At 73.4% G+C, this 24,705-nt stretch carries 22 protein-coding genes and 1 riboswitch; of the genes, 7 read left to right on the plus strand and 15 right to left on the minus strand.

The window, feature by feature from the left end; all coding sequences use genetic code 11:
• Window position 1: 1 nt before the first annotated feature.
• From cysT to ABIE39_RS00670, 3 genes are read left to right on the plus strand one after another with little or no spacing between them, the layout of a single operon-like run.
• On the plus strand, window positions 2-892 hold the full coding sequence (cysT, locus tag ABIE39_RS00660) for a sulfate ABC transporter permease subunit CysT (protein WP_354049950.1): 891 nt from the start codon (window positions 2-4) through the stop codon (window positions 890-892).
• A complete protein-coding gene (locus tag ABIE39_RS00665) occupies window positions 885-1,778 on the plus strand; it encodes a sulfate ABC transporter permease (protein ID WP_354049952.1) in 894 nt (297 codons plus the stop codon). The genes cysT and ABIE39_RS00665 overlap by 8 nt, the downstream gene beginning before the upstream one ends.
• Window positions 1,775-2,833 (plus strand): sulfate/molybdate ABC transporter ATP-binding protein, encoded by a 1,059-nt coding sequence (locus ABIE39_RS00670; RefSeq protein WP_354049954.1) that lies wholly within the window; start codon window positions 1,775-1,777, stop codon window positions 2,831-2,833. Before ABIE39_RS00665 ends, ABIE39_RS00670 begins: the two co-directional genes overlap by 4 nt.
• Before the next feature lie 4 nt (window positions 2,834-2,837).
• On the opposite strand, the gene ABIE39_RS00675 is transcribed toward ABIE39_RS00670, so the two are convergent.
• The 11 genes from ABIE39_RS00675 to ABIE39_RS00725 all read right to left on the minus strand — a co-directional run bounded on the left by ABIE39_RS00675 (window position 2,838) and on the right by ABIE39_RS00725 (window position 18,263).
• Window positions 2,838-3,314, minus strand: coding sequence for a hypothetical protein (locus tag ABIE39_RS00675; protein WP_255180432.1), 477 nt, complete (start codon window positions 3,312-3,314; stop codon window positions 2,838-2,840).
• Between the two features lie 143 nt (window positions 3,315-3,457).
• Complete coding sequence (locus ABIE39_RS00680; RefSeq protein ID WP_502914821.1) at window positions 3,458-8,218, minus strand: ExeM/NucH family extracellular endonuclease; 4,761 nt, start codon at window positions 8,216-8,218, stop codon at window positions 3,458-3,460.
• 320 nt (window positions 8,219-8,538) lie between these two features.
• Window positions 8,539-8,910 carry a sterol carrier family protein gene (locus ABIE39_RS00685; RefSeq protein ID WP_354049956.1) on the minus strand — a complete coding sequence of 124 codons (372 nt, stop codon included), beginning with the start codon at window positions 8,908-8,910 and terminating at the stop codon, window positions 8,539-8,541.
• Between the two features lie 30 nt (window positions 8,911-8,940).
• A complete protein-coding gene (locus tag ABIE39_RS00690; RefSeq protein WP_354049958.1) occupies window positions 8,941-10,503 on the minus strand; it encodes an RNB domain-containing ribonuclease in 1,563 nt (520 codons plus the stop codon).
• Between the two features lie 188 nt (window positions 10,504-10,691).
• A complete protein-coding gene (locus ABIE39_RS00695) occupies window positions 10,692-11,576 on the minus strand; it encodes an ATP-binding cassette domain-containing protein (RefSeq protein ID WP_175007553.1) in 885 nt (294 codons plus the stop codon).
• Window positions 11,576-12,493, minus strand: coding sequence for an ABC transporter ATP-binding protein (locus ABIE39_RS00700; RefSeq protein WP_354049960.1), 918 nt, complete (start codon window positions 12,491-12,493; stop codon window positions 11,576-11,578). Before ABIE39_RS00700 ends, ABIE39_RS00695 begins: the two co-directional genes overlap by 1 nt.
• Window positions 12,490-13,650: an ABC transporter permease subunit gene (locus tag ABIE39_RS00705; protein ID WP_175007551.1), complete on the minus strand. Its 1,161-nt coding sequence runs from the start codon at window positions 13,648-13,650 to the stop codon at window positions 12,490-12,492. The genes ABIE39_RS00700 and ABIE39_RS00705 overlap by 4 nt, the downstream gene beginning before the upstream one ends.
• Complete coding sequence (locus ABIE39_RS00710) at window positions 13,643-14,638, minus strand: ABC transporter permease (RefSeq protein WP_074805498.1); 996 nt, start codon at window positions 14,636-14,638, stop codon at window positions 13,643-13,645. The genes ABIE39_RS00705 and ABIE39_RS00710 overlap by 8 nt, the downstream gene beginning before the upstream one ends.
• Window positions 14,639-14,684: 46 nt before the next feature.
• Window positions 14,685-16,364, minus strand: a complete 1,680-nt coding sequence (locus tag ABIE39_RS00715; protein WP_354049963.1) for an ABC transporter substrate-binding protein — start codon at window positions 16,362-16,364, stop codon at window positions 14,685-14,687.
• 395 nt (window positions 16,365-16,759) lie between these two features.
• The gene (locus tag ABIE39_RS00720; RefSeq protein WP_354049964.1) at window positions 16,760-17,548 is read right to left on the minus strand and encodes a copper homeostasis protein CutC; all 789 of its coding nucleotides are present in this window, start codon (window positions 17,546-17,548) and stop codon (window positions 16,760-16,762) included.
• Between the two features lie 106 nt (window positions 17,549-17,654).
• Window positions 17,655-18,263, minus strand: coding sequence for a TetR/AcrR family transcriptional regulator (locus ABIE39_RS00725; protein WP_354049966.1), 609 nt, complete (start codon window positions 18,261-18,263; stop codon window positions 17,655-17,657).
• A 111-nt stretch (window positions 18,264-18,374) separates the two neighbouring features.
• On the opposite strand from ABIE39_RS00725, the gene ABIE39_RS00730 reads away from it, so the two are divergent.
• Window positions 18,375-18,806, plus strand: coding sequence for an organic hydroperoxide resistance protein (locus ABIE39_RS00730; RefSeq protein WP_354049968.1), 432 nt, complete (start codon window positions 18,375-18,377; stop codon window positions 18,804-18,806).
• An 88-nt stretch (window positions 18,807-18,894) separates the two neighbouring features.
• Here the strand turns inward: ABIE39_RS00730 and ABIE39_RS00735 are convergent, their stop codons facing one another.
• Window positions 18,895-19,329: a VOC family protein gene (locus ABIE39_RS00735; RefSeq protein ID WP_209828268.1), complete on the minus strand. Its 435-nt coding sequence runs from the start codon at window positions 19,327-19,329 to the stop codon at window positions 18,895-18,897.
• Between the two features lie 116 nt (window positions 19,330-19,445).
• On the minus strand, window positions 19,446-20,783 hold the full coding sequence (gene gdhA / locus ABIE39_RS00740) for an NADP-specific glutamate dehydrogenase (protein WP_021482903.1): 1,338 nt from the start codon (window positions 20,781-20,783) through the stop codon (window positions 19,446-19,448).
• Between the two features lie 237 nt (window positions 20,784-21,020).
• Window positions 21,021-21,123: riboswitch (SAM riboswitch) on the plus strand.
• Window positions 21,124-21,177: 54 nt separating this feature from the next.
• On the opposite strand from gdhA, the gene ABIE39_RS00745 reads away from it, so the two are divergent.
• Together ABIE39_RS00745 and ABIE39_RS00750 are read left to right on the plus strand one after the other, a co-directional pair.
• Window positions 21,178-21,777: an NADPH-dependent FMN reductase gene (locus tag ABIE39_RS00745; RefSeq protein ID WP_354049969.1), complete on the plus strand. Its 600-nt coding sequence runs from the start codon at window positions 21,178-21,180 to the stop codon at window positions 21,775-21,777.
• Window positions 21,774-22,337, plus strand: coding sequence for a flavin reductase (locus ABIE39_RS00750; RefSeq protein WP_175007545.1), 564 nt, complete (start codon window positions 21,774-21,776; stop codon window positions 22,335-22,337). The genes ABIE39_RS00745 and ABIE39_RS00750 overlap by 4 nt, the downstream gene beginning before the upstream one ends.
• Before the next feature lie 85 nt (window positions 22,338-22,422).
• On the opposite strand, the gene ABIE39_RS00755 is transcribed toward ABIE39_RS00750, so the two are convergent.
• Both ABIE39_RS00755 and ABIE39_RS00760 read right to left on the minus strand, forming a co-directional pair.
• Window positions 22,423-22,815 carry a hypothetical protein gene (locus ABIE39_RS00755; RefSeq protein ID WP_354049970.1) on the minus strand — a complete coding sequence of 131 codons (393 nt, stop codon included), beginning with the start codon at window positions 22,813-22,815 and terminating at the stop codon, window positions 22,423-22,425.
• A 112-nt stretch (window positions 22,816-22,927) separates the two neighbouring features.
• On the minus strand, window positions 22,928-23,953 hold the full coding sequence (locus tag ABIE39_RS00760) for an aldo/keto reductase (protein ID WP_354049972.1): 1,026 nt from the start codon (window positions 23,951-23,953) through the stop codon (window positions 22,928-22,930).
• 249 nt (window positions 23,954-24,202) lie between these two features.
• Here ABIE39_RS00760 and ABIE39_RS00765 point away from each other — a divergent pair, with 249 nt between their 5' ends.
• Window positions 24,203-24,688 (plus strand): Dps family protein, encoded by a 486-nt coding sequence (locus ABIE39_RS00765; RefSeq protein ID WP_051028364.1) that lies wholly within the window; start codon window positions 24,203-24,205, stop codon window positions 24,686-24,688.
• Window positions 24,689-24,705: the final 17 nt, after the last annotated feature.

Genomic DNA, 24,705 nt, shown 5'->3' on the forward strand with positions numbered 1-24,705 from the left:
CGTGGCCTCGACCCTCGCTGAACGACCGGGCCGGGCGGCGCGCGAGCACCGTCCGGCCCCGGCCGCGCCTCCCGGCCGCACGCGCCGTCGGGCGCCCAACGGCCCCTACCGGCTCACGGCGACCTCGGGCCTCGGGCTCGGCGTCGCGCTCGTGTGGTTCTCGGCCCTCGCCCTCGTCCCGCTGGTCGCCGTGCTCGTCGAGACGTCCGTCGGCGGCTGGCCCGCCTTCGTCGCCGCCGTGACGCAGCCGCAGACCGCCGCGGCGCTGACCCTCACGGTGACGCAGGCGCTCGCCGTGACCGCCGTCAACGTGGTCATGGGCACGCTGATCGCGTGGGTCCTCGTGCGCGACCGGTTCCCCGGCAAGCGGCTCCTCGAGGTGCTCATCGACATCCCGTTCGCGCTCCCCACGATCGTCGCCGGACTCGTGCTGCTCGCGCTGTACGGGCCGTCGGGACCGCTGGGGATCGACGTCGCGAACACCCGCGCCGCCGTCTTCCTCGCGTTCCTGTTCGTCACGCTGCCCTTCGTGGTGCGCAGCGTGCAGCCCGTGCTCGCCGAGCTGGACCGGGACGTCGAGGAGGCCGCCGCGTCGCTGGGCGCCACGCGGGCCACGACCTTCCGCCGCGTCGTCCTCCCGGCCCTCGCGCCCGCGATCACCGCGGGCGCCGCGCTGTCGTTCGCGCGCGCCATCAGCGAGTACGGCGCGCTCGTCCTGCTCTCCGGGAACCTGCCGATGCGCACCGAGGTCGGCTCCGTGCGCATCCTCAGCTACCTGGAGAACGGCCAGCCGGAGCAGGCGGCGGCCGTCGCGTCGGTGCTCCTCCTCGTCTCGCTGCTCGTCATCGCGACGATCCAGTTCCTCCAGCGCAGGGTGGCCCGCCGTGGATAGCTCTCCCTGGGTGCGCCGCACGCTGCGCGCCGCCGTCGTCATCTATCTCGTGCTGCTCGTCGGGTGGCCGGTCTCGCTCGTCGTGCGCGGCGCGTTCGCCGACGGGCTCGAGACGTTCCAGCGTGCCCTCGCCGACCCGTCCGTCGTCTTCGCGCTCCAGCTCACCGCGGCCGTCGCGGTGCAGGTCGTGCTGATCAACACCGTGTTCGGCGTCGGGATCTCGATGCTCATCGTCCGGTACGACTTCCCGGGCAAGGCCCTCCTCAACGCCTTGCTCGACCTCCCGCTGTCCGTCTCCCCGATCGTCGTCGGGCTCTCGCTCGTCCTCGTGTACGGGAAGAACGGCTGGTTCGGCGGCGCGCTCGAGGACGCCGGGCTCCAGGTGATCTTCGCGCCGCCGGGCATCGTCCTCGCCACCGCGTTCGTGTGCCTCCCGCTCGTCACCCGCGAGGTCGTGCCGGTCCTCACGGAGCTCGGCACCGACGAGGAGCTCGCCGCGACGAGCCTCGGGGCGAGCCGCCTCCAGACGTTCCGGCGCATCACCCTGCCGGCGATCCGGTGGGCCGTCGTCTACGGCGTCGTGCTCACGCTCGCGCGCGCCCTCGGCGAGTTCGGCGCGGTCAAGGTCGTCTCCGGCAACTTCGAGGGCCGCACGCAGACGTCCACGCTGCTCGTCGAGCAGCGGTACCAGGACTTCGAGCAGGGCACCGCCTACGCCGTCGCGTTCCTCCTCGCGTCGGTGTCCGTGGCGTGCATCGTCGCCGTGACGTTCCTGCGCTCCGACGACGCCGCCGGCCCCCGGCCCCGCCGCTCCCCCCGCACCGCGATCTCCCCCCGCACCCTCAGGTCCACCCGCCCCGCCGCCCCCACGGAGGCCGACGCATGAGCATCGAGATCCGCGACGTCCGCAAGACCTTCGGCGACTTCGTCGCGCTCGACGACGTCTCCGTCTCCGTGCCGACCGGCCGCCTCACGGCGCTGCTCGGCCCGAGCGGCGGCGGCAAGTCCACGCTGCTGCGCGTCGTCGCCGGGCTCGAGGTGCCGGACTCCGGCCAGGTCGAGATCGAGGGCCGCGACGCCACGAACCTGCCCGCGCGTCGTCGCAACGTGGGCTTCGTCTTCCAGCACTACGCGGCCTTCAAGCACCTGACCGTCGCGCGGAACGTCGCGTTCGGGCTCGAGATCCGCCGCACGCCGAAGGCCGAGGTCGCCGAGCGCGTCGACGAGCTCCTGCGGCTCGTGCACCTCGAGAGCTTCGCGCACCGACTGCCCTCGCAGCTCTCCGGCGGGCAGCGCCAGCGCATGGCGCTCGCCCGCGCGCTCGCGATCCGCCCGAGCGTCCTCCTGCTCGACGAGCCGTTCGGCGCGCTCGACGCGAAGGTCCGCAAGGAGCTGCGCGACTGGTTGCGCCGCCTGCACGACGAGATTCCCGTCACCACGGTGTTCGTCACGCACGACCAGGAGGAGGCGCTCGAGGTCGCGGACGAGATCGTCGTCGTCAACGAGGGCCGCATCGAGCAGGTCGGCTCGCCCGACGACCTCTACGACCGTCCCGCGAACGACTTCGTCATGGGCTTCCTCGGCCCGGTGACCCGCCTCGGTGGCGTCCTCGTGCGCCCGCACGACGTCCACGTCGAGGTGCTGCCCGACGGCGGGCCCGGGCTCGACCGGTCGGCGCACCAGGACGTAGCGGCCGGGGAGACGGCGGACGCGGCGAGCGTGACCGGCGTCGTGACGCGCACGACGCGCGTGGGCTTCGAGGTGCGCGCCGAGGTGACCGCCGGGGACGAGGTGGTGTCCGTCGTCGTGACCCGCGCGGAGGCGCGGACGCTGGGCCTGGCGCCCGGCGTGGCGGTGCGGCTCTCCCCCGCCGCGGGCGCCCCGACCGGATCGGCGCCCGAGCCGGCGGCCCGGCGCGTGGCCGAGCCGCTCGCCCGCTGAGCGGTCAGCGGCGCCCGCGCAGGCTGCGGCGGTCGGCGACGACGGCCCACACGCCCGCGACCGCGGCACCGAGCGCCGCGCACGTCACGAGGATGACCGTGAAGTAGACGCCGGGCTTGAAGACCGGCGCCGCGGCGGGCGACTGGAGCCACGCACCGCCGATGCCCAGGCCGAGGACCGTGCCGAGGAGGATGCCGACCGTGAAGAACGCCCGGTAGCGGGGGGCGCGGCGGACGGCCGCCGGGTCGACCACGGACTCGATCTCGACCTCCTCGCCACCGGCGGAGGCGGCGTCGTCGGACGCCGCGCCCGGCGTCTCGTCCGCCCCCGTCTCCGGCCCGGCGGCCGCGGGCCCGGCGGGCGCGGGCTCGGCGGCCTCAGACCCGGCCTCGGGGCGTGCAGCCTCGGGCACGACGGCGTCGGGCGCGGCGGACGGGTCGGGGGCCGTGCCGTCGGGCACGCGGGACTGCTCGGAGCTCACGGGCACGACCCTACCCGCGCTTCCTGGGACTCCCCGCAGAGTCCTCGCCCCGGACGCACCGCGACCCGGGCCCGTCGGACGGGACCCGGGTCGCGGGACGTGGCGTCGCCTCGTCGGCGGCGCCGCACGGCGTCAGGCAGGCGTCAGCCGCAGGTCTGCCCCTCGAAGGGGATCTCGTACTCCTGCGTCACGCCGTCGAGCGTCGCGGTCACGGTGACCGTGCCGCCCTCGACCGACGTGGCCCGGGTGTTGAACGACTGGTAGGCGTTCTTGCCCGGCTGGAGGTTCGGGAACCGCTTGGAGCCGTAGGGCGTCTGGAGGACGACCTCGACCGGCACGTCCTCGCCGTTGGTGGCGCGGACCGCGACGTGGACGAACTTGCCGGTGCAGCGCGCGGTGGCCTCGAGGTTCACGAGCTCCACCGTCGGGGCCGCGGCCTCGACCGTGACCGGGATGCGCGCCGTCGTGCCGCTCGGCGACGCGACGACCCACAGGTCGTACTCGCCCGCCGCGGCGTCGGCCGGGACCGTCGCCGTCAGCGTCGCGGCCCCGCCCGTCACCGTCGCGGTGCCCGCCGGAGTGCCCGGGTTCGCCGGGTCGAACGTGGCGTCCGCCGCGACGAGGTACCCGTCCACCGACGTGTTCGCCGGCGACCCGAGCGAGGTGAGGTCGAGGCCCGAGAGGCCCACGCTCACGTCGGAGCCCGCCGTCACGGTGCCGGGGAGCTCGTCGACGACCACGCGGGAGCGGTCGAACGACGGCGAGACCGGCGAGCTCTGCTGCAGGTACGCGATCCACGCGTCCCGGTCGACCAGACCGGAGTCGCGCGGGTCGGTGCCGTCCGTGAACACGCGGAAGTTGTCACCACCCGTCGCGAGGAAGGAGAACGTCGCCACGCGGTACTCGCCCGCGGGGTCGATCGGCTCGCCGTTGATCGTCACGGACGAGACGTTGCTCCCCGGCGCCGCGAGCGGGTCGGCGGTGGCCGCCGTCCACGACACGTTGTCCGAGAGCCCCAGGGCGAGGTACGGACGCGAGGGGCGCGTGCCGTCCGGGTTCGTCTGCCACTGCTGCTCGAGCATCTCGACGACCTGCTCACCCGTGAGGGTCACGGTCCACAGGTTGTTGACGAACGGCAGCACCGCGTTGGCCTCGGCGTAGGTGATGACGCCGTCGCCGTTGTGGAAGAGCTCGTTGCGCAGACCGCCCGGGTTGACGACGCCGATGTCCGCACCGCCGCGCGCCGGGTCGGCGAGCGTGGCGAGCAGCGAGTCCGCGACGAGGTTGCCCAGCGTCGACTCCGAGGCGCGGTCGTCACGACCCGTGGTCGGCAGCGGGCCGGAGCCCACGTACGTCCCGCCGGGGCCGGTGTACGAGCCGCCGGAGAACGCCGTCGTGATGTCCGCGGTGACCTCGCCGATCGGGGTCGCGCCGATGACCTCGGCCTGCTGGAGCGCCGCGTCGACGATCGTCTTGACCTCCGCGACGCGCGGGTACGTCGCGACCAGGGTCGCGTCGTCCGCCGTCGTGCGGGCGACGTTCTGCGCCGTGTACGCCGTGACCTCGTGGGTCGCGGTGTCCACGGTGAGCGACACGTGCCCGATGAACTCGCCGTAGTTGCCGGTCTGGACGATCGGGCGGGTCTTGCCCGGGGCGCCCGGGACGGGCGCGTCCCACGCGTACTGCTTGTGGGTGTGGCCCGTGAAGATCGCCGCGACGCGCGCGTCGGTCTCGGTGACGATGTCCGCGAAGGCGCCGCCGGCGGCGACCTCCTCCTCGAGCGTCGCGCCGTCGGGCGTGCCCGCGGACGCGCCCTCGTGGACGAGCCCCACGACGACGTCCGCCTCGCCGTTCGCCGGGTCGCCGTCCTGGAGCTGGGCGGTGACGCGGTTGAGCGCCTCGACGGGGTCGCCGAAGTCGACGTCCGCGATGCCCGACGGCGTGACGAGCGTCGGGGTCTCCTCCGTGACGACGCCCACGAAGCCGACGTCGAGGCCGTCGATCTCGACGACCTGGTACTCCGGCAGCGCCGGGTTCGTCGTGCCCTTGTCGTAGACGTTCGCGCCCAGGTAGGCCCAGTCCGCCTCGTCGGTGACACGACCCGTGAGGTCGTCCATGCCCTGGTCGAACTCGTGGTTGCCCACCGCGGACGCCGCGACGTCGAGCGCGTTCAGCACGTCGATCGTCGGCTGGTCCTCCTGGAGCGCCGACGCGAACAGCGAGGCGCCGATGTTGTCGCCCGCCGAGACGAAGGCCGTCCCGTCCGGGTTCGCCGCGCGCAGCTGCTCGATCGTGCCCGCAAACTTCACCGTGTTGGCGTCGATGCGACCGTGGAAGTCGTTGATCGCCAGCAGGTCGAGCTGCGTGGTGCCGGGCTCGGCGGCGCCGAGCTGGAGGCCCACGAGGACGGGGTCGTGGTCGGACGACCGGAACGGCGTCGTGTCGTAGAGGATCGACGCGTTGTAGTTGTACCGGCTGTACTCGTTGGCGATCGGCTCGACCGAGTTGATGTTCCACACGTCGGTGCCGGTGACGGCCTCCGCCGCGGCCGACGACGCGAACACGTGGTCGAGCGACCCGACGTACCCGTCGAACAGGTAGGTGTGCTCGCCCGTCGACGCACCGAGGTCGGTGTAGCCGGCGTCCTTGAGCACCTGCAGCGGGTCCTCCTGCTCGTAGGAGTTGAAGTCGCCCGCGAGCAGGACCTTGTCCGTCCCGGCGTCGGCCGCGACGTCCTCGGCGAAGGCGACGAGCGCCGTCGCCTGGCCCACGCGCGCCTTGTTGTACGCGCCCTGGCCGTCGCCCGTGTCCTTCTGGTCGGCGGGCGCGGTGTCGTTGCCGCCCTTCGACTTGAGGTGGTTCGCCACGACGAGCACGTCGTCGCTCGCCGCGTCGTCGCCCTCGCTGATCCCGCCCGCGGGCTGGAAGACCTGGGCGAGCGGCTCGCGCGCGTTCGAGAACGCCGGGTCGTCGAGCAGGATCACGGAGTCGCCGACCGGCTCGGCCTCGGCCACCTGGTAGATGTACGCGAGGCGGATGACGTCCTCGTCCGTCGGCACGGCGGCCGGCGACGGGACGAACGCCCACTCCTCGGCGCCCGCGGCCGCGTTGAGCGCGTCCACGAGGTCCGACAGCGCCTGGTCGCGGTCCTTGCCGAACGGCTCGGAGTTCTCGATCTCCATGAGCGCGACGACGTCCGCGTCGAGGGCGTCGATCGCCGCGACGATCTTCGTCTGCTGCCGCTCAAGGTTCGCGGCGTCCGCCGCGCCGCGCGCGTCGCAGCCCGTGCGGACCGTGATCGGGTTCCCGGCGCGGTCCGTGTAGAACTGGCAGCCCGCGACCTGGTCACCCGTGGTCGTGAAGTAGTTGAGCACGTTGAACGTCGCGACGGAGAGGTCGCCCCCGACCTCGGCCGGCGCGTCCTCCCGCGTGTTCTCGAACGTGACCGGCTGCACCGTGGCGGCGTTGCCGCCGTCGCCCGCGGTGAGCTGCGTGCGCGGCTGGAACGTCCAGGCGTCGAACCGGTAGTCGAGGATGACCGGCGTCGTGAACGACACGGCCGCGCCCACGCGTGCCGGTGCCCCGCCCGTGAGGTACGGGAGCGGGACGCCCTTGTTCGCGGTGTTGTTGAAGTTCGTCGTGGCGCCGTCGTCGAGCACCACGGCACGCGCGGCGCGGTCCGCGACGGCGGCCCCCGCCTCCGCGCTGCCGGGCCGCCCGGCCGTCGTCGGCTGGAGGAACGGGTCCGTCCCTGCCGCGAGCACGAACGACCCGTAGTAGTTCGTGTCGTAGTTGTCGGCGACGACGTAGTCGCCCGCCGGCTGCACGAGCATGCCCTCGAGGACCTCGCGCTCGGCGTCGGTCGCCGGGAACGCGACGTTCGCGGGCTTGACGTCCTGCGCCGCCTCGTCGAGGACGGTCCAGCCGCCCGCCGCGGGCGTGATCTGGGTGAGCGTGAAGTACTCGGAGACCGCGCCGGTCACCTCGACGTGGTCGCCGACCTCCACCGCGGCCGCGCCGGCCTTCGAGTAGACGAAGATCGCGTCCGACGCCGTGTGCGACGCGTCGAGGTCGCCACCCGTGCCCTCGGTCTGGAGGTAGAAGCCGTCGTAGCCGCCCGTGGGGTACGTCGCGGTGACGACACCACGCGTGGTGACCGTCTGCCCGACGAGCGGGCTCGCCGCCCCCGTGCCCTGGATCTCCGCGATCGGGACGACCTCGCCCGGCTCGGGACCCGGACCGCCGCCGTCGTCGCCGCTGTTCTGCGGCGTCACGGTGCTGGAGAGCGTGAGGTCCTTGCTGTTGTCGTCCGTGTCGGCGTACCCGGTCCGGTTGATCGAGGCCGGCACGTTGTTGGCCGACGGCGCGGGGCCCACGGCCGTCTCGAACGTGTTCGAGGTGCCGTACCCGATCAGGTCGACGACGTTGGCGGCGCCCGCGGCGTTCCCCGCCGGCAGCGCCACCGGGGAGGTCGACCGCACGAGCGCGAGGGTGCCCGTCGTGCCCGACGGGTTGAGACCGCCCGTCGCGTCGGGCGTGGGCAGCGCGGCGCCGTTCGAGCCGTTCGAACCGCCCTGCACCAGGTAGTAGCCCCCGGGGGCGACCGAGCCGGTCAGCGCGGTCACGCCCGTGAAGGCGCCCGTGCTCGTCGCCGAGCGGTACTGCAGCGACATCCCGGAGAGGTCGATCGACGCCTGCGTGGGGTTGTACAGCTCGACGAACTTGTGGGTGTACGGGGCGTTGGCGCTGCCGCCGCTGAGGTAGGCCTCGTTGATGACGAGGCCCGACCCGTCGGGCGCCGCGCTCGCGGCGGTGGCCGCCGCGACGGAGAACGGCACGGCGAGGGCCACGGTCAACGTGCCCGCCACCACCCTCCGTCGCCGCAGGTGCTGGTGGTCGGTCACGCTGACTCCTTCATCTCGTGCGGACGGCCGGGCAGCAGCTCGCGCGTTCCCGGGGGTCGGGGACGAGCCTCGGACGGCACGACGCCCTGCCTCCGCGGGACATCGCACCCCACCTGGATGAACGGGCGGTTGCTGCCGTGTCACCGCCACGAGAACGCCAGCGCACGTCGTCGTGCCGCGAGCGCCCGCGCGGACGGCGGCCGGTCATCCTGGGACGCTAGTCCTCCGTCCGGCGCTCCGCCAGACCTGACGCCGAGAACGTTACCCACCGGTAACACGCCCCCGCCCGCGAAGGGGCGCCGAGGTCGGCCCCGGAAGGCTCAGCGGGGCCGGGCCGCCTGGAGCGGCAGCAGGAACGAGATGTCGGAGCGCTCGCCCGACGCGCGGACCCGCCCGTCCGCGACGGCGTCGGCCCAGGCAACGGCCCCCGTCACGAGGCCCAGCCACGTCTGCGGGTCCGTCTCGACGACGTTCGGCGGCGTCCCCCGCGTGTGCCGCGGGCCCTCGACCGCCTGGACCGCGCCCGCGGGCGGCACGCGCACCTCGACCGCGTGCCCGGGCGCGACGTCGGCGAGCTCCTCGAGCGTGAACCGCACCGCGGTCGTCACGGCACGGCGGTCGGTGGGGTCGTCGCGCCACGTCGCCAGGGCGAGGCGGCCGACGGCGGGGTCGGTACGGCGTCGGGCAGGCACGGGGACCAGCCTAGGCCGGGTGGTGCGGCCTCAGCCGACGGTGAACCGGACACGGCGCTCGGGGACCGACGCCTCGCGCAGCGTGGCGCGGACCGGGTCGCCGAGCGGGAGGTCCGCACCCTCGACAGGGGCGCGCACCGCGGGGTCGGCGAGGACCACCTGGCCGCGCCGCGTCCCGTCCGCGCCGTCCCCGCCGTCGCGCTCGAGGCGGCGTTCGCGCTCGCGGTCGTCCTCGACGTCGACCACGACGCCGGCGAACTCCTCGCCCGCGCGCCCGCTGAGCAGCGCGGCCTCGACGACGTCGACGATCGCGCGCTCGTACGCGCTCGCGCGCTGGCCCGTGCGGGCCATGGTGCGCGGCAGGCCGGGCAGGGCGTCGAGCACCCACCCCGGCAGGTCCTCCCCCGCGCACAGCGCGAGGCACACCTCGGTGCCGTAGCGGTCCACGAGCCGGCGCAGGGGCGCGGTGACGTGCGCATACTCCGCGCCGATCGCGGCGTGCGCGGCGTCGTCGGGCACGCCGGGCTCCTGGCCCGTGCCGCCGAACGCCTCGTACGACGCCCCCCGGAACAACGACGTGGCCTCGTTGAGGAACGCGGCGTGGCGCGGGATGCGCGAGTCGAGCGTGGGGACGAGGTCGGCGTACGGCGTCTCGCGCGGCCAGTCGATGCCGAGCGCGCGGGCCGTGCGGCGCAGGCGCGCGAGGTCCCGCGGGTCGGCCTCGGGCAGCGCGCGGAAGACGCCGACGCCTCCCGCGCGCATGAGCCGTGCCGCTGCGATGCCCGTGAGCAGCGACACCTGGGCGTTCCACGCCTCCGCCGGGAGGGTCGAGCGGAACTCGAGGTCGAACGAGCCGTCGTCGCGCGTGACGATCTCCTGCTCGGGCACCTCGAGCGAGACGCCGCCGCGCTCGCGCTCGCGCGCGAGCCGCAGCTCGCCCACCTCGCGGAGCAGCAGGAGCGAGTCGCCGGTGTCGTCCCCGGCGGGACGAGCATCGATCCGGGCCTGCGCCTCGTCGTAGGTGAGGCGCTGCGTCGACCGCACGACGGCGCGCCGCACCGTCGCATCGAGGATCTCGCCCCGCGTGTCGAGCACCACGCGCCACGCCGCGGCCGGGCGGTCCTCGCCCGGCAGGAGGCTCGCCGCGCCCTCGGACAGCACGGCCGGGTGCAGCGGGGTCCGGCCGTCGGGCGCGTAGAGGGTCGTGCCGCGCTCGTGGACCTCGGCGTCGATCGCACCGCCCGGCACGACGAACGCGCCGACGTCGGCGATCGCGTAGTGCACGACGAACGCGGCGCCCGCCGGGTCGTCCGGCGCTCCTCCGGCCCGCTCGAGGTGCAGCGCCTGGTCGAGGTCCATCGAGCCCGGCGGGTCGATCGTGAGGAACGGGACGTCGCGCAGGTCGACGCGCCCCGGACCGGGCACCGCGCGGTCCTCGCGCACGACCTCCTCGGCCTCGGCGAGCACAGCGTCCGGGAAGCTCTCCGGCACCTCCATCTCGCGGCGCAGCGCAGCGAGCGCGTCGGTGACCAGATCGGTCGGGCTCGGGGCGGAGGGTTCGGGTCGCGCGAGGCGCAGGTGACGGGCGGGCACGAGCCCGACCCTACCCACCCGTCGCCGGGGCCGTCCCGCGTGGCGGGACGGTCGACGACGCACGGGGCGAGCGCGCGGGCCAGGGCGTCCGACTGACCTGGCCCGCGCGACGCGCACGCGTCACCACCGACGCGTGCCGCCGGGCAACCCCCGCTGCCCGGACGGTGAGGGGACGGGCGACGCCCGTCTCACATGCCGCGCGTACCGAAGCGGTCGCGGGCGACGGCGTCGCCCTCGCCCGCCGCGGCCGCCGCGAGCTCGCGGCGCACCTCCTCGCGGAGGCGGCCATGGTTCTGCGGCTCCGGCGCCGCCCCGAGGAGCAGCTTCGTGTACTCGTGCTGCGGGTCGAGGATGACCTGGTCCGACGGCCCGCGCTCGACGACGTTCCCGCGGAACATCACGAGGATCTCGTCGCTGAAGTGCCGGGCCGTCGCGAGGTCGTGCGTGATGTAGAGGACACCGAGGTTCTCCTCGCGCTGCAGGCGTGCGAGCAGGTTGAGCACCCCGAGCCGGATCGACACGTCGAGCATCGACACGGGCTCGTCCGCGACGAGGAACCGCGAGCCGGGCGCGAGCGCGCGGGCGATCGCGACGCGCTGGCGCTGGCCGCCCGACATCTCGTGCGGACGCTTCTCCGCGAACGTCGCCGGGGGCGTGAGGTTGACGCGCGTGAGGAGCTCGTCGACGGCCGCGTCGAGCTCGGCTTCCGTCTTCGCGAGCCCGTGGATCCGCAGCGGCCGCTCCAGGTGGTGGCGGATCGAGTGGAACGGGTTGAGCGACGCGAACGGGTCCTGGAACACCATCTGGACGTCGTGCCGGTACGCGGACAGGGCGCGGCCGCGCCGGGCGGACGGGACGCCGTCGAGCAGGATGTCGCCGGACGACGGCGTCTCGAGCTTCGCGATCATGCGCGCGACGGTCGACTTCCCGGAGCCCGACTCACCGACGATGGCGATCGTCTTGCCCGGCTCGAGCGTGAACGACACGTCGTTCACGGCGCGCAGCCGCGACCGCTTCCAGCCGTTGCGGACGACGAAGTCCTTGGTGAGGTTCCGGATCTCGAGCGTGCCCATCAGGCCACCCCTCCCGTGCTGTCAGCGGTGTCCTCGCCGGACCGGACGAACCCGCCACGGTCGCCCGTGAGGCTCGGGAACGACCCGAGCAGCCGGCGCGTGTACTCGTGCGCGGGCGCGCGGTAGATCTCCTCGGCCGTGTTGAGCTCGACGATCTCGCCGCGGAGCATGACCGCGATCCGGTCGCTGATCTCCAGCAGGAGCGGCAGGTCGTGCGTGATGAACACGACGGCGAAGTCGAACTGCTCGCGCAGCCGCATGATCTCGCGCAGGATGCCGCGCTGGACGACGACGTCGAGCGCCGTCGTCGGCTCGTCCATGATCATGACCTGCGGCTGGAGCGCCAGGGCCATCGCGATCATGACGCGCTGGCGCATGCCGCCGGAGAGCTCGTGCGCGTAGCTGTCGAGCCGGTTCGGGTCGACCCCGACGAGCTCCAGCAGCTCCCGGCTGCGCGCGAGCTTGTCCTTGGTGGACATCCCCGGGCGGTGGGTCGCGAAGACGTCGAACAGCTGGGCCTTGATGCTGATCACGGGGTTGAGGGAGTTCATCGCTCCCTGGAAGACCATGGAGACCTTGTCCCAGCGGAACGCCCGCAGCGAGTCGCCCGACAGGGCGGCGACGTCGATGTCCCCGCCGTCCTTGTCGTGGAGGACGATCTCCCCGCTCGTGCGCAGCGCGGGCGGCTTGAGGAGCTGGTTGAGCCCGTACGCGAGCGTCGTCTTGCCGCAGCCGGACTCGCCCGCGAGGCCGAGGATCTCACCCCGGTGCAGGGTCAGGGACACGTCCTTGACGGCCTGCACGACCGGGTTCACGCGGTACTCGATCGAGACGTTCCGTGCCGTGAGCACCGGGATCGCGCCGGGCGGGGCCCCGAAGTCGCCCGCGGCCTTCGCGGTGAGGGTCGGTGTGCTCATGACTGGACCTTCTCGTCGTCGCGGGCCGGGGTGCTCGCCGGGGCTGCCGGGGCGGAAGGGACGGCGGTGGACGTGGTCACCACCGCACGCTTCGCGCGCTGCTTGCGGGCGAGCCGGACGTTCTTGACCGCGGCGGGCGCCGTCCGCAGCCGCGGGTTGATGATCTCGTCGATGCTGAAGTTGATGAGGGCGAGCCCGCACCCGAACAGCGCGATGAGGAGGCCCGGCGGCACGAACCACCACCAGCGTCCGTAGGCCATGGCGTTCTGCGTGCTGGCCTCGTTGAGGATCGTGCCCCAGGTGACCGACCCCGACGGCCCGAGGCCGAGGTACGAGAGGCCGGCCTCGCTGAGGATCGCGAGGAGCACCGCGCCCAGGAAGTTCGCGGTGAGGAGCGGCAGCAGGTTCGGCAGGATCTCGACCAGGATGATGCGCGGCGCCTTCTCGCCCGCGACCTTGGCCGCATAGACGTAGTCGCGGCTCCGCAGCGACTTGGCCTGGGCCCGCAGCACGATCGCCGCGCCCGCCCAGCCGGTGATGCCGAGGATCAGCGCGACGAGGAAGAGCGAGCGGGACTCCAGGTAGGCCGAGATCACGATGATCAGGGGGAGCCCGGGGATCACGAGCATGATGTTCGTGACGAAGGACAGGATCTCGTTGGTCCAGCCCCCGACGTAGCCGGCGAGGATGCCGAACAGGAGCGAGAGGACCATCGCGATCACGCCCGCGAGGAGGCCGACCGTCAGCGAGCCGAGGCCGCCGTGCGCGACCTGGGCGAAGATGTCGACGCCGATGTTGTTCGTGCCGAGCAGGTGCTCGGTGCTCGGCGGCAGGTACGCCGGGTTCGACGTCGCCCGCGGGCTCTGGCTGAACAGCGGCGTCACGACGGAGAAGAGCACGATCCCGAGCGTCAGCACGAGCCCGACGACGAGCTTGCCCGAGCGGCGCGGGAGCATGGCCCGCAGGCCGCGCTTCGGCGCGGTGCTCTCCGGGACGGGCTCGCCCGCGACGACGGCCTCCGGCGGGGCGATGGGCACGTCCGGCACGATGCCGGCGGTCCGGTTCTCGGGCGGGAGGCCGTCCACCACCACGGAGGCGGCAGGAGCGGCGTCGGCCGCGGGCGTCACGGTCTCGGCGTCACGGGTGGGGTCAGCCATTGTTCCGCGTCCTCGGGTCGATGATGCCGTTGATCAGGTCCATGAGGAAGTTCGCCGCGAGCACCACGACGGTGATCACGAGGAACGCGCCCTGCATGAGCGCGTAGTCCTTCGCCTGGACCGCGGTGAAGAGCAGCTTGCCGATGCCGGGGTAGCTGAAGGCCTGCTCCATGACCACCGACCCGGCGACGACGAAGCCGAGTGCGATGCCGAAGCCCGTGACCGACGGCAGGACCGCGTTCCGCGTCGCGTACGTCAGCGCGACCCGGAACGGGCGCAGGCCCTTGGCCTCGGCCGTCGTGACGTAGTCCTCGGCGATGGTCGAGACCATCATGTTGCGCATCCCGAGGAGCCAGCCGCCCATCGCCGACAGGATGATCGTCACCGCCGGGAGGGTGCCGTGGTAGATCACGCTGCCCACGAAGTCCCACGACCACTCGGGACCGCTGTCGAACTCGAAGATGTCGTACGCGCCCACGATGGGGAACCAGCCGAGCGACACCGAGAAGATCGAGATGAGGACCAGGGCGAGCCAGAAGTACGGCACGGCCTGGAGGAACGTCGACGCCGGGATGATGTGGTCGACCCAGGTACCGCGCTTCCAGCCGACCCACGCGCCGAGGCCGACGCCGAGGAGGAACGCGATGATCGTCGCCAGCCCGACGAGGCCCACCGTCCAGGGGAGGGCCTCGCCGAGCAGCTGGCTGACGGGTGCCGGGAAGTACAGGACCGACGTACCGAGGTCACCCGTGAAGATGTTCTTCCAGTACGTGAGGTACTGCTCCCACAGGGTGGCGTCGTCACTGCCGAAGAGGACGTCGACGCTCTGGATGAGACCAGGGGTCAGCTCGCCGTTCTTCCGGAGCATGGTGTCGAGGTAGATCTGCTTGGGGTCTCCGGGGATCGCCCGCGGCAGGAGGAAGTTGAGCGAGACGGCGGCCCAGAAGGTGACCACGTAGAACGTGATCCGCCGTGCGTAGTACCTCATGCGACTGCCTCCTCGTTCACCCGAGCTCCTCTTCGGCAGTGCGACATCAGCTCGCGGGCTCGAGCTGGGAGAGGATCACGCCGTTGCTGATCGTGGCCCACGACGGCGGGAAGGCGTACATGTCGTCCTCGGACGGCCAGCCGGTGTAGTTCTTCGTGTTGACGAACGACATGGTCGGGTTCACGACGAGGGCGATGTAGGGGAGGTCGCGGGCGATCTCCTTCTGCACCGTGGCGTACGCGGCCTTCTTCGCGTCCTCGTCGTTGGTGCCGGCGGCGGTGGCCACGGCCTCGTCGACGAGCGGGTTCGAGTAGCGCGGGAAGTTGAAGCGGCCGGCCTCGATCGTCTCGCCCACCGGCGTCGTGTACTCGGTCGTGAGCCACTGGCGGTAGATGGCGAACGGGTCGTCGAGCGAGGTGCCCGTGATGCCGCTGATCATCATCTGGTAGTTGCCGCTCGTCCGGGCGTCGGACATCTCCTGCTGCGTGATCTTCACGTGGTTGATCTCCACGCCCGCCTCGAGCGCCTGCTGGGCGATGAGGTCACCGGCCGCGTTGTGGTCGCTCCAGCCGTCGACCGAGATGAGGTCGACCGAGAGCTTCTGGCCGTCCTTCTCGAAGATGCCGTCGGCACCCTTGGTGTAGCCGGCCGCCTCGAGGACCTTGGCGGCCTCGGCCGGGTCGCCCTCCTGCGGGCTCTCCTTCTCGATCTCCGAGGAGATCCAGCGGTCGTCACGACCGACGAGCGCGAGCGACGGCGAGGCGACGGCCGCGTGGCCCGAGAACGCCTTCTCGTTGATCTCGCCGCGGTCGACGAGCAGGTTGACCGCCTGACGGACGGCGAGGTCCGTCTGCGGGCCCGCGCAGCCGAGCGCCGCGTTCGAGCACGACATGATCGTGGTCGGGTCCTGCGGGGTGTTGAGCAGCGAGACCTGGCCCGCCCCGGTGACCGTCTCCGGGTCCGCGATGAACATCGTGGTCCAGTCGATCTTGCCCGTGGCGAGGAGGTCCTGGGCGCTCTGGTTCTTGTCGAGAGCGAGGAAGCGGACCTTCTCGAGCTTCGGCTCGCCGCCCCAGTAGTCCTCGTTCGGGACGACGGTGTAGGTCGCGTTGGTGATGGTGTCGAGCGTGAACGGACCGGTGCCGACGGGCTCCTCGTTCGTGTACGTGATGAGGTCCGGCACCTCCTTGAAGAGGTGCTCGGGGACCATGAGCGTGGTGCCGAGGATCTGCACGGCGCTCGTGAACTGCGCGCCGTTGAACGTGAACTTGACGGTCGACTCGTCGACCTTGTCGATCGTGTTCAGGTAGTCGCGCTTCGCCGCGTCGTTCGTGTACGAGAAGATGACGTCCTCGACCGTGAAGTCCTCGCCGTCCGACCACTTCACGCCCTCGCGGATCTTGACGGTCAGCTCGGTGCCGTCCTCGCTCCACTCGTAGGACTCGCCCAGGCGGGGCGTCGGGTCGCCGGCCTCGGCGCGGTTGTAGAAGAACAGCGGCTCGTAGATGCCGCCGTTCGTCACGTGCAGCGGGTTGGGCGCGTACGGGTTGAAGTTCGCGACCATGGGCGTCTGGGTCCCGGCCCAGACGTTGAGGACGCGGGCCTCGCCGCCGTCGCCCTCCCCCTCGCCGTTGCCCCCGCCGGTGCAGGCGCTCGCGAGCAGCGAGACGCCCGTGACGAGTGCCGCCGCCGTGAGCAGACGCTTGCGCGCCGTGCTTCGAATCATCTTCGGTCCTTTCGCAGGGACGACGCGTCCTCACGTCGTTCTTCGGCGCCCGCAGGCGTGTGGCAGGAACACTAACTAATAGCCACCAGCCCTCCTACGAATACGACAGGAAAGTTACCTAACTGAGACCTCGATGCCAGAACCGCCCGAGGACGAGTCCGGCCGGACCCCGCGGTGCGGGGCCCGGCCGAGGTGCCGCGCGAGGTCAGGGCGGTGCGGGAGCAGTGCGTCGGCCGGTCCCGGCGCGACCGCCGACGCGGCGAGCACGGCCTGGGGACAGGGGCGACGGCGGTCAGCGGCAGGTCGCCGGCAGCGTCTCCGGCGGATCAGCGGCAGGTCGCCGGCGGCTTCTACGGCAGGTCAGCGGCAGCGCCTGCGGCAGGTCAGCGACGGCGTCAGCGCGCGGCGTCCAGCGCGGCGCGCGCGGCCCGGGCGACCTCGGGGTCGGTGACCTCGTAGCCGGCGTCGCCGCCGCCTCCCGGCCCGGCGTCGTCCGCCACCACGCACTTGGCCGAGAGGTGCACGGCGTCCACGCCGGCGACCACGAGGGCCCCGACGTCCTGCGGCCGCACTCCCCCACCCGCCATGACCTGGAGACGCCCACCGAGCGCGTCGCGCGCGTGGGTCGCCATGGCGCGCAGCCGATCGACGCCGTCGATGCTGCGCGACGCCCCGCCCGAGGTGAGCACGCGCACGACCCCGGCCCCCGCGAGCGCGTCGAGCGCCGCGAGCGGGTCGGCCACGACGTCGACCGCGCGGTGGAACGTGACCTCGCGCCCGTCCGCCGCCTCCACGAGGGTGCGGACCGCGGCGACGTCGACCAGTCCGTCCGGGGTGAGCGCACCCACGACGACGCCGCTCGCCCCGGCCGCCACCGCGGCCCGGACGTCGCGCACCTGGACGTCGAGGTCGGTGGGCGTGAGGACGAAGCCGCCCGGGCGCGGCCGGACGAGCACGTGCACCTCGACGCGCGGACCGGGGCCTCCGGCCTCCGCCGCCGCGGCGACCGCGGCCTCGACGAGGCCGGCGCTGGGCGTGAGGCCGCCCGTCGCGCCGAGACCGACGCACAGCTCGACCCGGCGGGCATGCACGGCTGCGGCCACGCGGACGCCGTCGGGGTCCTGGACAGCGAGCTCGAGGGCCACGTCGCGGGCCGCGGTGCCCTCGAGGTGGGTGGTCGTCATGGCGCTCTCCCGTCGTCCGGTCCGGCGGCCGTCGCGTCGCACGACCCGCACGACGGCGGCCGTCGGCCAGGGTAGACGACTCCGGGCAGCGCGTCGGGCGCGGGGCTCAGGCCGACGTCGGCCGTCCCGCCGCGACGGCGGCGAGGCACGCGGACCGCAGGGTCGCGGCCACCTCGTCCGGGTCGCCGAGGTACCCCGCGACCATCGCGCCGTCGCGCAGCATCATGAGCTGCGCCGCGGTCGCGTCGGCGTCCGCGACGCCGACCGCCGCCGCGAGCCGCGCGAACACGTCCCGCGTCCAGCGCCGGTGGCGGTCCACGACGACGCGCACCGGATCCTGCGGGTCGGGCGTCTCCGCCGCGGCGTTGATGAACGGGCAGCCGCGGAAGCCCGGCACGCAGCTCACGGCGCCGATGGCGCCCGCGAGGGCGCTCAGCGCGTCGAGCGGCTCGGTGTCGCGCAGCGCCTCGTCGACGACGGCGCGGTCGCGCGCGGCCTGCTGCTCGAGGTACGCGACGACGAGGTCGGACTTCGTCCGGAAGTGGCGGTAGAACGTGACCTTGGTGATGCCGACCTGCTCGATGATGCGGTCGGCGCTCGTCGCCCGGATGCCCTGGGCGTAGAAGAGCGCCGAGGCAGCCTCGAGGATGCGGCGGCGCGTGTCCGCCGCGGTGCCCCGGCCCGTCGCCCCGGACGTCGGCGAGTCGTCGACCATGGCCCCCTCCTTCTCTCCGCCCCTTGCGCGCGGTCGGCCGCCAGTCTAGGTTCTTCGATGTAGACGTACTAGTAACTATACGTCGCATCACGACTCTCGAAAGGCACCTCGATGGCTGACACCCTCTACACCGCCGTGGCCACAGCGACCGGAGACGGCCGCGCCGGAGGTCGCGCCGTGTCCGACGACGGCCAGCTCGACGTCACGCTCGCCGTCCCGCGCGCGATGGGCGGACTCGGTGGTGGGACCAACCCGGAGCAGCTGTTCGCGGCCGGGTGGTCGTCGTGCTTCCACTCGGCGCTGAAGATGGTCGCGGCGCAGCGCAAGGTCCCCGTGACGGACTCGGCCGTCGTCGCCGAGGTCGACCTCGTCCCGAACGGCGACGGCGGCTTCTCGCTCGGCGCGACGCTGCACGTCGAGCTCGGGGGCGGCGTCACCCAGGACCTCGCCGAGGAGCTCGCGGAGGCCGCGCACGCCGTCTGCCCGTACTCGCTCGCGACCCGGGGCAACATCCCCGTCACGGTCCGCACGACCGTCGCGTAGCGCACCCGCGGCACCCCGCCGGGGCCGGCTCGCGGATCGGTCCCGCGTACCGGCCCCGCGGGTCGGGCCGGCGGGTCGGGCCGGCGGTTCAGTCCAGGCAGAACTCGTTGCCCTCGACGTCCTGCATGACGATGCAGGACTCGTTCTCCTCGTCCGCGACCAGCACGCGCACGCACGTCGCGCCGAGCGCCACGAGCCGGTCGCGCTCGGCCTCGAGCGCGGCGAGGCGCTCCGCCCCCACCAGTCCGGTGCCGACGCGCACGTCGAGGTGCACGCGGTTCTTGACGACCTTGCCCTCGGGGACGAGCTGGAAGTACAGGCGCGGCCCGGCCCCCGTCGGGTCGCTGCACGCGGACCAGGCGTCCCGCTCCGCGGCCGGGAGCGCGGCCTCGGCGTCGTCCCAGGTGGCGAAGCCCTCCGGGGGCGACACCGGGACGTAGCCCAGCACCTCGCACCAGAACCGGGCGACACGCCGTGGCTGCGCGCAGTCGAACGTGACCTGGACCTGCCTGACCGTCGCCATCCGGCCACCCTAGTCGCCCGACCCTTCTCGGCCGGAGGGCTTTTCGCGGGCGCACGACGGCCGCCGGTGCCACCGCTCTGCGCGGGGCACCCGCGGCCGTCGTCGTGCGGCTCGGGTCAGATGACGCCGAGCGCGAGGATCGCGTCGGCGACCTTGGTGAAGCCCGCGATGTTGGCGCCGAGCACGTAGTTGCCGGGGGTGCCGTACTCGTCGGCCGTCTCGACGCAGCGGTCGTGGATGCCCGCCATGATCTGCGCGAGACGGTCCTCCGTGTACTCGAAGGACCACGCGTCGCGCGACGCGTTCTGCTGCATCTCGAGGGCCGACGTCGCGACGCCGCCCGCGTTGGCGGCCTTGCCCGGTGCGAAGAGGACGCCCGCCTCCTGGAGCAGCGCGACGGCGCTCGGCGTCGTCGGCATGTTCGCGCCCTCGGCGACCGCGACGACGCCGTTCGCGACGAGCTGCTTGGCCGCCGCCTCGTCGAGCTCGTTCTGCGTCGCGCACGGGAGCGCGACGTCGCACGGCACGTCCCAGATGGACCCGTCGGTGACGACGCGGGCACCGGGCCGGCGCGCGGCGTAGTCGGCGACGCGCCCGCGCTCGACCTCCTTGATCTGGCGCAGGAGCTCGAGGTCGACCCCGGCCTCGTCGACGACGTAGCCCGACGAGTCGGAGAAGGCGACCACGTTCGCGCCGAGCTGCTGTGCCTTGGCCGTCGCGTAGATCGCGACGTTGCCCGAGCCCGAGACGACGACGCGGCGCCCGTCGAGCTCCTGCCCGCGCGTCTCCAGCATGTTCTGCGCGAAGAGGACCGTGCCGTAACCCGTGGCCTCCGTGCGGACGAGCGAGCCGCCCCACGAGATGCCCTTGCCCGTGAGGACGCCGGACTCGTACCGGTTGGTGATGCGCTTGTACTGCCCGAAGAGGTAGCCGATCTCGCGGCCGCCCACGCCGATGTCGCCCGCGGGGACGTCCGTGTTCTCGCCGATGTGCCGGTAGAGCTCGGTCATGAACGACTGGCAGAACCGCATGACCTCGCCGTCGGACCGCCCGCGCGGGTCGAAGTCGGAGCCGCCCTTGCCGCCGCCGATGGGCATGCCCGTGAGCGAGTTCTTGAAGATCTGCTCGAAGCCGAGGAACTTCACGATGCCGAGGTAGACCGACGGGTGGAACCGCAGGCCACCCTTGTACGGGCCGAGCGCCGAGTTGAACTCGACGCGGAAGCCGCGGTTGATCTGCACGCGCCCGGTGTCGTCCACCCACGGGACCCGGAAGATGATCTGGCGCTCCGGCTCGCACACGCGCTCGAGGACGGCGGCCTCGACGTAGCGCGGGTGCTTGCGCAGCACGGGGCCGAGCGAGTCGAAGACCTCGCGCACGGCCTGGTGGAACTCGGCCTCGCCGGGGTTGCGACGCAGGACCTCGTCGTAGACGGACTGCAGTCGGCTGTCCATGGGTACTCCTCGTCTGACGCGGGCGGAACTCCTGCTGACGGTACGCCTGTGCCAGAAGCTCCCGTCACACCGTCTCACTCCGCGCGCACCGGCACGGGCGGCCGCGGGGCCGAGTCGGCCCGCACGAGGCGGCACCGGGCGGCACGAGGGGCACCGGCGACGACACATCCGTCCACCCACTGAGAAACCCTACCGATCCGGTGCAGTTTCTCGGGGCGGTTGCTATACCCGTCCCCAGGTCACGAGCGCCAGCGCCAAGCCCCGGCTCGCTGGCCGGCAACCCCCTGTCACGGCGGGGTGCTCCGGGAGATGACCAGGCCGGGCCCGGCCTGCCCCGCCACCGGCGAGGACGGCCCGCACGGCAAGCGTGATCGACGACTACTGCGAGGTGCACATGACCCACCACCCCACCCACCCGACGGTGCTCGCCGTCTCGGGCAACCCGCGGCCCGGCTCGCGCACGCTCGGCGCCGCCGAGACGATCGCGCGCCGCGTCGCCGACCTTCTCGGCACGGCCGACGTCGCCACGGTCGACCTGGCGCCGCTCGCCGGCGAGGTGCTCGCCGCCGACCACCCCGCGGCCGACGCCGCCCGCGCGCAGCTCGCCCGGGCGACGGTCGCCGTCGTGGCGACCCCGGTCTACAAGGCGTCGTACACCGGGCTGCTCAAGGCCTTCCTCGACCTCTACGGCCCCGACGGGCTCGCGGGCGTCGTCGTGGTCCCGCTCGTCGTGTCCGGGAGCCCGGCGCACGCGCTCGTCGGGGAGGTGCACCTGCGGCCCGTGCTCGTCGAGCTCGGCGCCGTCGTCCCGACCCGGTCGCTCACGGTCACCGAGCCGCAGCTCGCGGACCTGGGACCGGTCGTGGACGCGTGGCTCGCGCGCGAGGGCGACGCCCTGCGCCGCGCCGCGGCACCGCTCCCCCCGGCGGGGAACCTCCCGGCGGCCCGCACCGACGAGGCCGTCGCGGACGCGTTCGCGGGAGTGGCCCGATGACCGCCGAGCTCACCCACCTGGAGGCCCTCCTGGCCGAGCAGGACGAGCCCCAGCTCTCCCCCGACGAGTACAAGGCCGTGTTCCGCGGCCACCCCGCGGGCGTCGCCGTCGTCGCGCTCGAGCACGACGACCGCCTCGTCGGCTTCACCGCGACGTCGGTCATCTCCGTCTCGGCCGCGCCCCCGCTGCTCGCGTTCTCGCTCGCGTCCACGTCGTCGTCGTGGCCCGCGGTCTCGACGGCGCGCACGCTGACCGTGAGCTTCCTCGCCGACCACCAGGACGATGTCTCGGCCCGGTTCGCGACGAGCGCCATCGACCGGTTCGCGGACGGCGGCTGGTCGCGCCTGCCGACGGGCGAGCCCGTGATCGACGGCGCGCTGTCGTGGGTGCGCGGGCGGGTCGTCCAGCGCACGCCGGTGGGCGACTCCTATCTCGTCTCGCTGCGCGCGCTCGGGTCGAGCGTCGGCGCCGCGCCCGGGGCGCCGCGCGGGTCGGCGGCGTCGCCGCTCGTCTACCACGACCGCACCTACCACCGGATCGGCGACCACTCCGCGCTCTGAGCGGCGGACGGGCGAGGGGCCCGACGGCGGTCGTCCCGCCGTCGGGCCCCTCGTCCGTCCCGTGCCGCCCCTCACGGGTGGTCCGTCACCAGCTCCAGCCGCGCGCGCTGAGCTCGAGCTCCTCGCGGAACCGCTCGTCGTCGCCGGTACGGAAGTCCGCGCGCAGGGGTGCGTCCGCGACCGGGAGCCCCGTGAGCCGGCAGGCCTCGCGCAGCAGCGCGTCGTAGGCGCCCTGGACCGCGAGGTAGTGGTGGGCGCGCGCGTAGACGTCCGGGTCGGCCTCGATGCGCCGGAGCTCCGCGGCGAGCGCGGTGAGCCGCACCTGCAGCGCGAGCGTCGTGAGCGGGTCCGGTGCCGCCGCGGCACGACGGCGACCGCCCGCCCGGTGGCTCGGAGGTCGCCCGGCGCGGCGCAGCACCCACCACGCGGCGGCGGCGGTGCACGCCGTCGCGCACCAGATCATGAGCAGCCACGACATCGGAGCCGACCTCTGCGCGGGGAGACCCACAGGACCTCTCCAGTCTAGGTCTCCCCAACCCCGCGAGGCAGGGTGGGCGGCCCCTTGTCCTCGCCGCCGCCCGCGCGGCGGGTCAGCCGTCGAGGAGGTCCGGCTGCGGGTGCCGCACGCCCTGGACGGCGGCGCGCGGGATCGCCGCGCCGATCGTCGCGACGTCGTCCGGCGTGAGCCCGACCGTGGCCGCCGCGACGTTCTGCTCCAGGTACGCGACGCGCTTCGTCCCCGGGATCGGGACGACGTCGTCGCCCTGCGCGAGGAGCCACGCGAGCGCGAGCTGCGCCGTCGTGACGCCGCGCTCCGCGGCGAGCTGCTCCAGGGAGCGCACGAGACCGCGGTTGTGCTCGAACGCCTCGCCGGCGTACCGGGCGTGGGCGCGGCGCACGTCGTCCGCCGCGAAGCCGTCGGTGGCGTCCACGGTCCCAGTGAGGATGCCCCGGCCGAGCGGCGAGAAGGGCACGAAGCCGACCCCGAGCTCGCGCAGCGTCGGCAGCACCTCGTCCTCCGGGTCGCGCGTCCACAGCGAGTACTCGCTCTGCACGGCCGTCACGGGGTGCACGGCGTGCGCGCGGCGCACGGTCGCGGCGGACGGCTCCGAGAGGCCGATGCCGCGGACCTTCCCGGCCTCCACGAGACCCGCGAGCGCGCCGACCGTGTCCTCGATCGGCACCTGGGGGTCGACACGGTGCAGGTAGTACAGGTCGAGGCGGTCGGTGCCGAGGCGGCGCAGGCTCGCGTCGACCGCGGCACGGACGTACTCGGGGCGGCCGTCGACCGGACGCCCGTCGGCGTGGCCGCCCGCGGGCGGGAGCCCGAACTTCGACGCGAGGACGATCTCGTCCCGGTGCGGCCCGAGGACCCGGCCGAACAGCTCCTCGTTGCGGCCGTGGCCGTAGACGTCGGCCGTGTCGAAGAGGGTCACGCCGAGCTCGAGCGCGCGGCGCAGCACGGCCTCGGCCTCCGCGGCGTCCGCGGGGCCGTAGGCGTCGGTGACGGACATGCCGCCGAACCCGACGGCGGAGACGGCGAGCGCCGCCCCGCCGGTGCCGAGCGTGCGCGACGGGAGGGTGCCGGGGGCGGGGGTCCGGGAGGTGTCGGTCATGGCCCCAGCGGACCACCGTGCGCCGCCCGGGGCAAGGGCGGACGCCGTCCTCCCACCTGGCGAGAGGACGTGACGCGCCACGCTGCGGCTCGGCGCGTGACGAGCCCCGCCGCAGGTCAGGCACGCCTCTCCTTGCTGGCGGGCGCGTGGAATGCCACCTAGTCTGGAATCGTTCAAGTGAACGGCACCGACGGAAGCCGGGTGACCGCCGCACGATTCCGGGCGACCCCCGAGAGAGCGAGGAGCACCATGTCCGCACCCACCATCCACCGCACGACGGCCCGCTTCGAGGCGTCGGAGAAGCTCCGCGCCCACCTGCAGCGCGTGCTCGTCGCGCTCGTCGACCTGCACGTCCAGGGCAAGCAGGCCCACTGGAACGTCACGGGCCGCGGGTTCCGCGACCTGCACCTCCAGCTCGACGACGTCGTGGACGCCGCGCGCGAGCACAGCGACACCGTCGCCGAGCGCATGCGCGCGCTCCAGGTCGTGCCCGACGGCCGCACCGAGACCGTCGCGACGACGACGGACCTCTCGCCGTACCCGGCCGGCCTCGTGTCGGTCGGCGACACCGTCGACGCGGTCGTCGAGCGCATCGCGCAGACGGTCGAGGTCGTCCGTGCCGTGCACGACGACGTCGACGCCGAGGACCCGACGAGCGCCGACATCCTGCACGAGATCATCGCGGACCTGGAGAAGCAGGCCTGGTTCCTCTCCTCGGAGAACCGCGAGGCCTGATCAGGCCCGCCCCACGG

Source organism: Cellulosimicrobium sp. 4261 (genome assembly GCF_040546915.1).
GTDB lineage: Bacteria > Actinomycetota > Actinomycetes > Actinomycetales > Cellulomonadaceae > Cellulosimicrobium > Cellulosimicrobium cinnabarinum.

Bases quoted from the DNA above. Each gene is read 5' to 3' on its own strand.
- gdhA (WP_021482903.1), bottom strand. From the start codon at position 20,783: ATGGACAGCCGACTGCAGTCCGTCTACGACGAGGTCCTGCGTCGCAAC.
- ABIE39_RS00720 (WP_354049964.1), bottom strand. From the start codon at position 17,548: ATGACGACCACCCACCTCGAGGGCACCGCGGCCCGCGACGTGGCCCTC.
- ABIE39_RS00695 (WP_175007553.1), bottom strand. From the start codon at position 11,576: ATGGGCACGCTCGAGATCCGGAACCTCACCAAGGACTTCGTCGTCCGC.
- ABIE39_RS00700 (WP_354049960.1), bottom strand. From the start codon at position 12,493: ATGAGCACACCGACCCTCACCGCGAAGGCCGCGGGCGACTTCGGGGCC.
- ABIE39_RS00715 (WP_354049963.1), bottom strand. From the start codon at position 16,364: ATGATTCGAAGCACGGCGCGCAAGCGTCTGCTCACGGCGGCGGCACTC.
- ABIE39_RS00730 (WP_354049968.1), top strand. From the start codon at position 18,375: ATGGCTGACACCCTCTACACCGCCGTGGCCACAGCGACCGGAGACGGC.
- ABIE39_RS00765 (WP_051028364.1), top strand. From the start codon at position 24,203: ATGTCCGCACCCACCATCCACCGCACGACGGCCCGCTTCGAGGCGTCG.
- ABIE39_RS00745 (WP_354049969.1), top strand. From the start codon at position 21,178: ATGACCCACCACCCCACCCACCCGACGGTGCTCGCCGTCTCGGGCAAC.
- ABIE39_RS00705 (WP_175007551.1), bottom strand. From the start codon at position 13,650: ATGGCTGACCCCACCCGTGACGCCGAGACCGTGACGCCCGCGGCCGAC.
- ABIE39_RS00755 (WP_354049970.1), bottom strand. From the start codon at position 22,815: ATGTCGTGGCTGCTCATGATCTGGTGCGCGACGGCGTGCACCGCCGCC.
- ABIE39_RS00725 (WP_354049966.1), bottom strand. From the start codon at position 18,263: ATGGTCGACGACTCGCCGACGTCCGGGGCGACGGGCCGGGGCACCGCG.
- ABIE39_RS00760 (WP_354049972.1), bottom strand. From the start codon at position 23,953: ATGACCGACACCTCCCGGACCCCCGCCCCCGGCACCCTCCCGTCGCGC.
- ABIE39_RS00670 (WP_354049954.1), top strand. From the start codon at position 1,775: ATGAGCATCGAGATCCGCGACGTCCGCAAGACCTTCGGCGACTTCGTC.
- ABIE39_RS00735 (WP_209828268.1), bottom strand. From the start codon at position 19,329: ATGGCGACGGTCAGGCAGGTCCAGGTCACGTTCGACTGCGCGCAGCCA.
- ABIE39_RS00710 (WP_074805498.1), bottom strand. From the start codon at position 14,638: ATGAGGTACTACGCACGGCGGATCACGTTCTACGTGGTCACCTTCTGG.
- ABIE39_RS00750 (WP_175007545.1), top strand. From the start codon at position 21,774: ATGACCGCCGAGCTCACCCACCTGGAGGCCCTCCTGGCCGAGCAGGAC.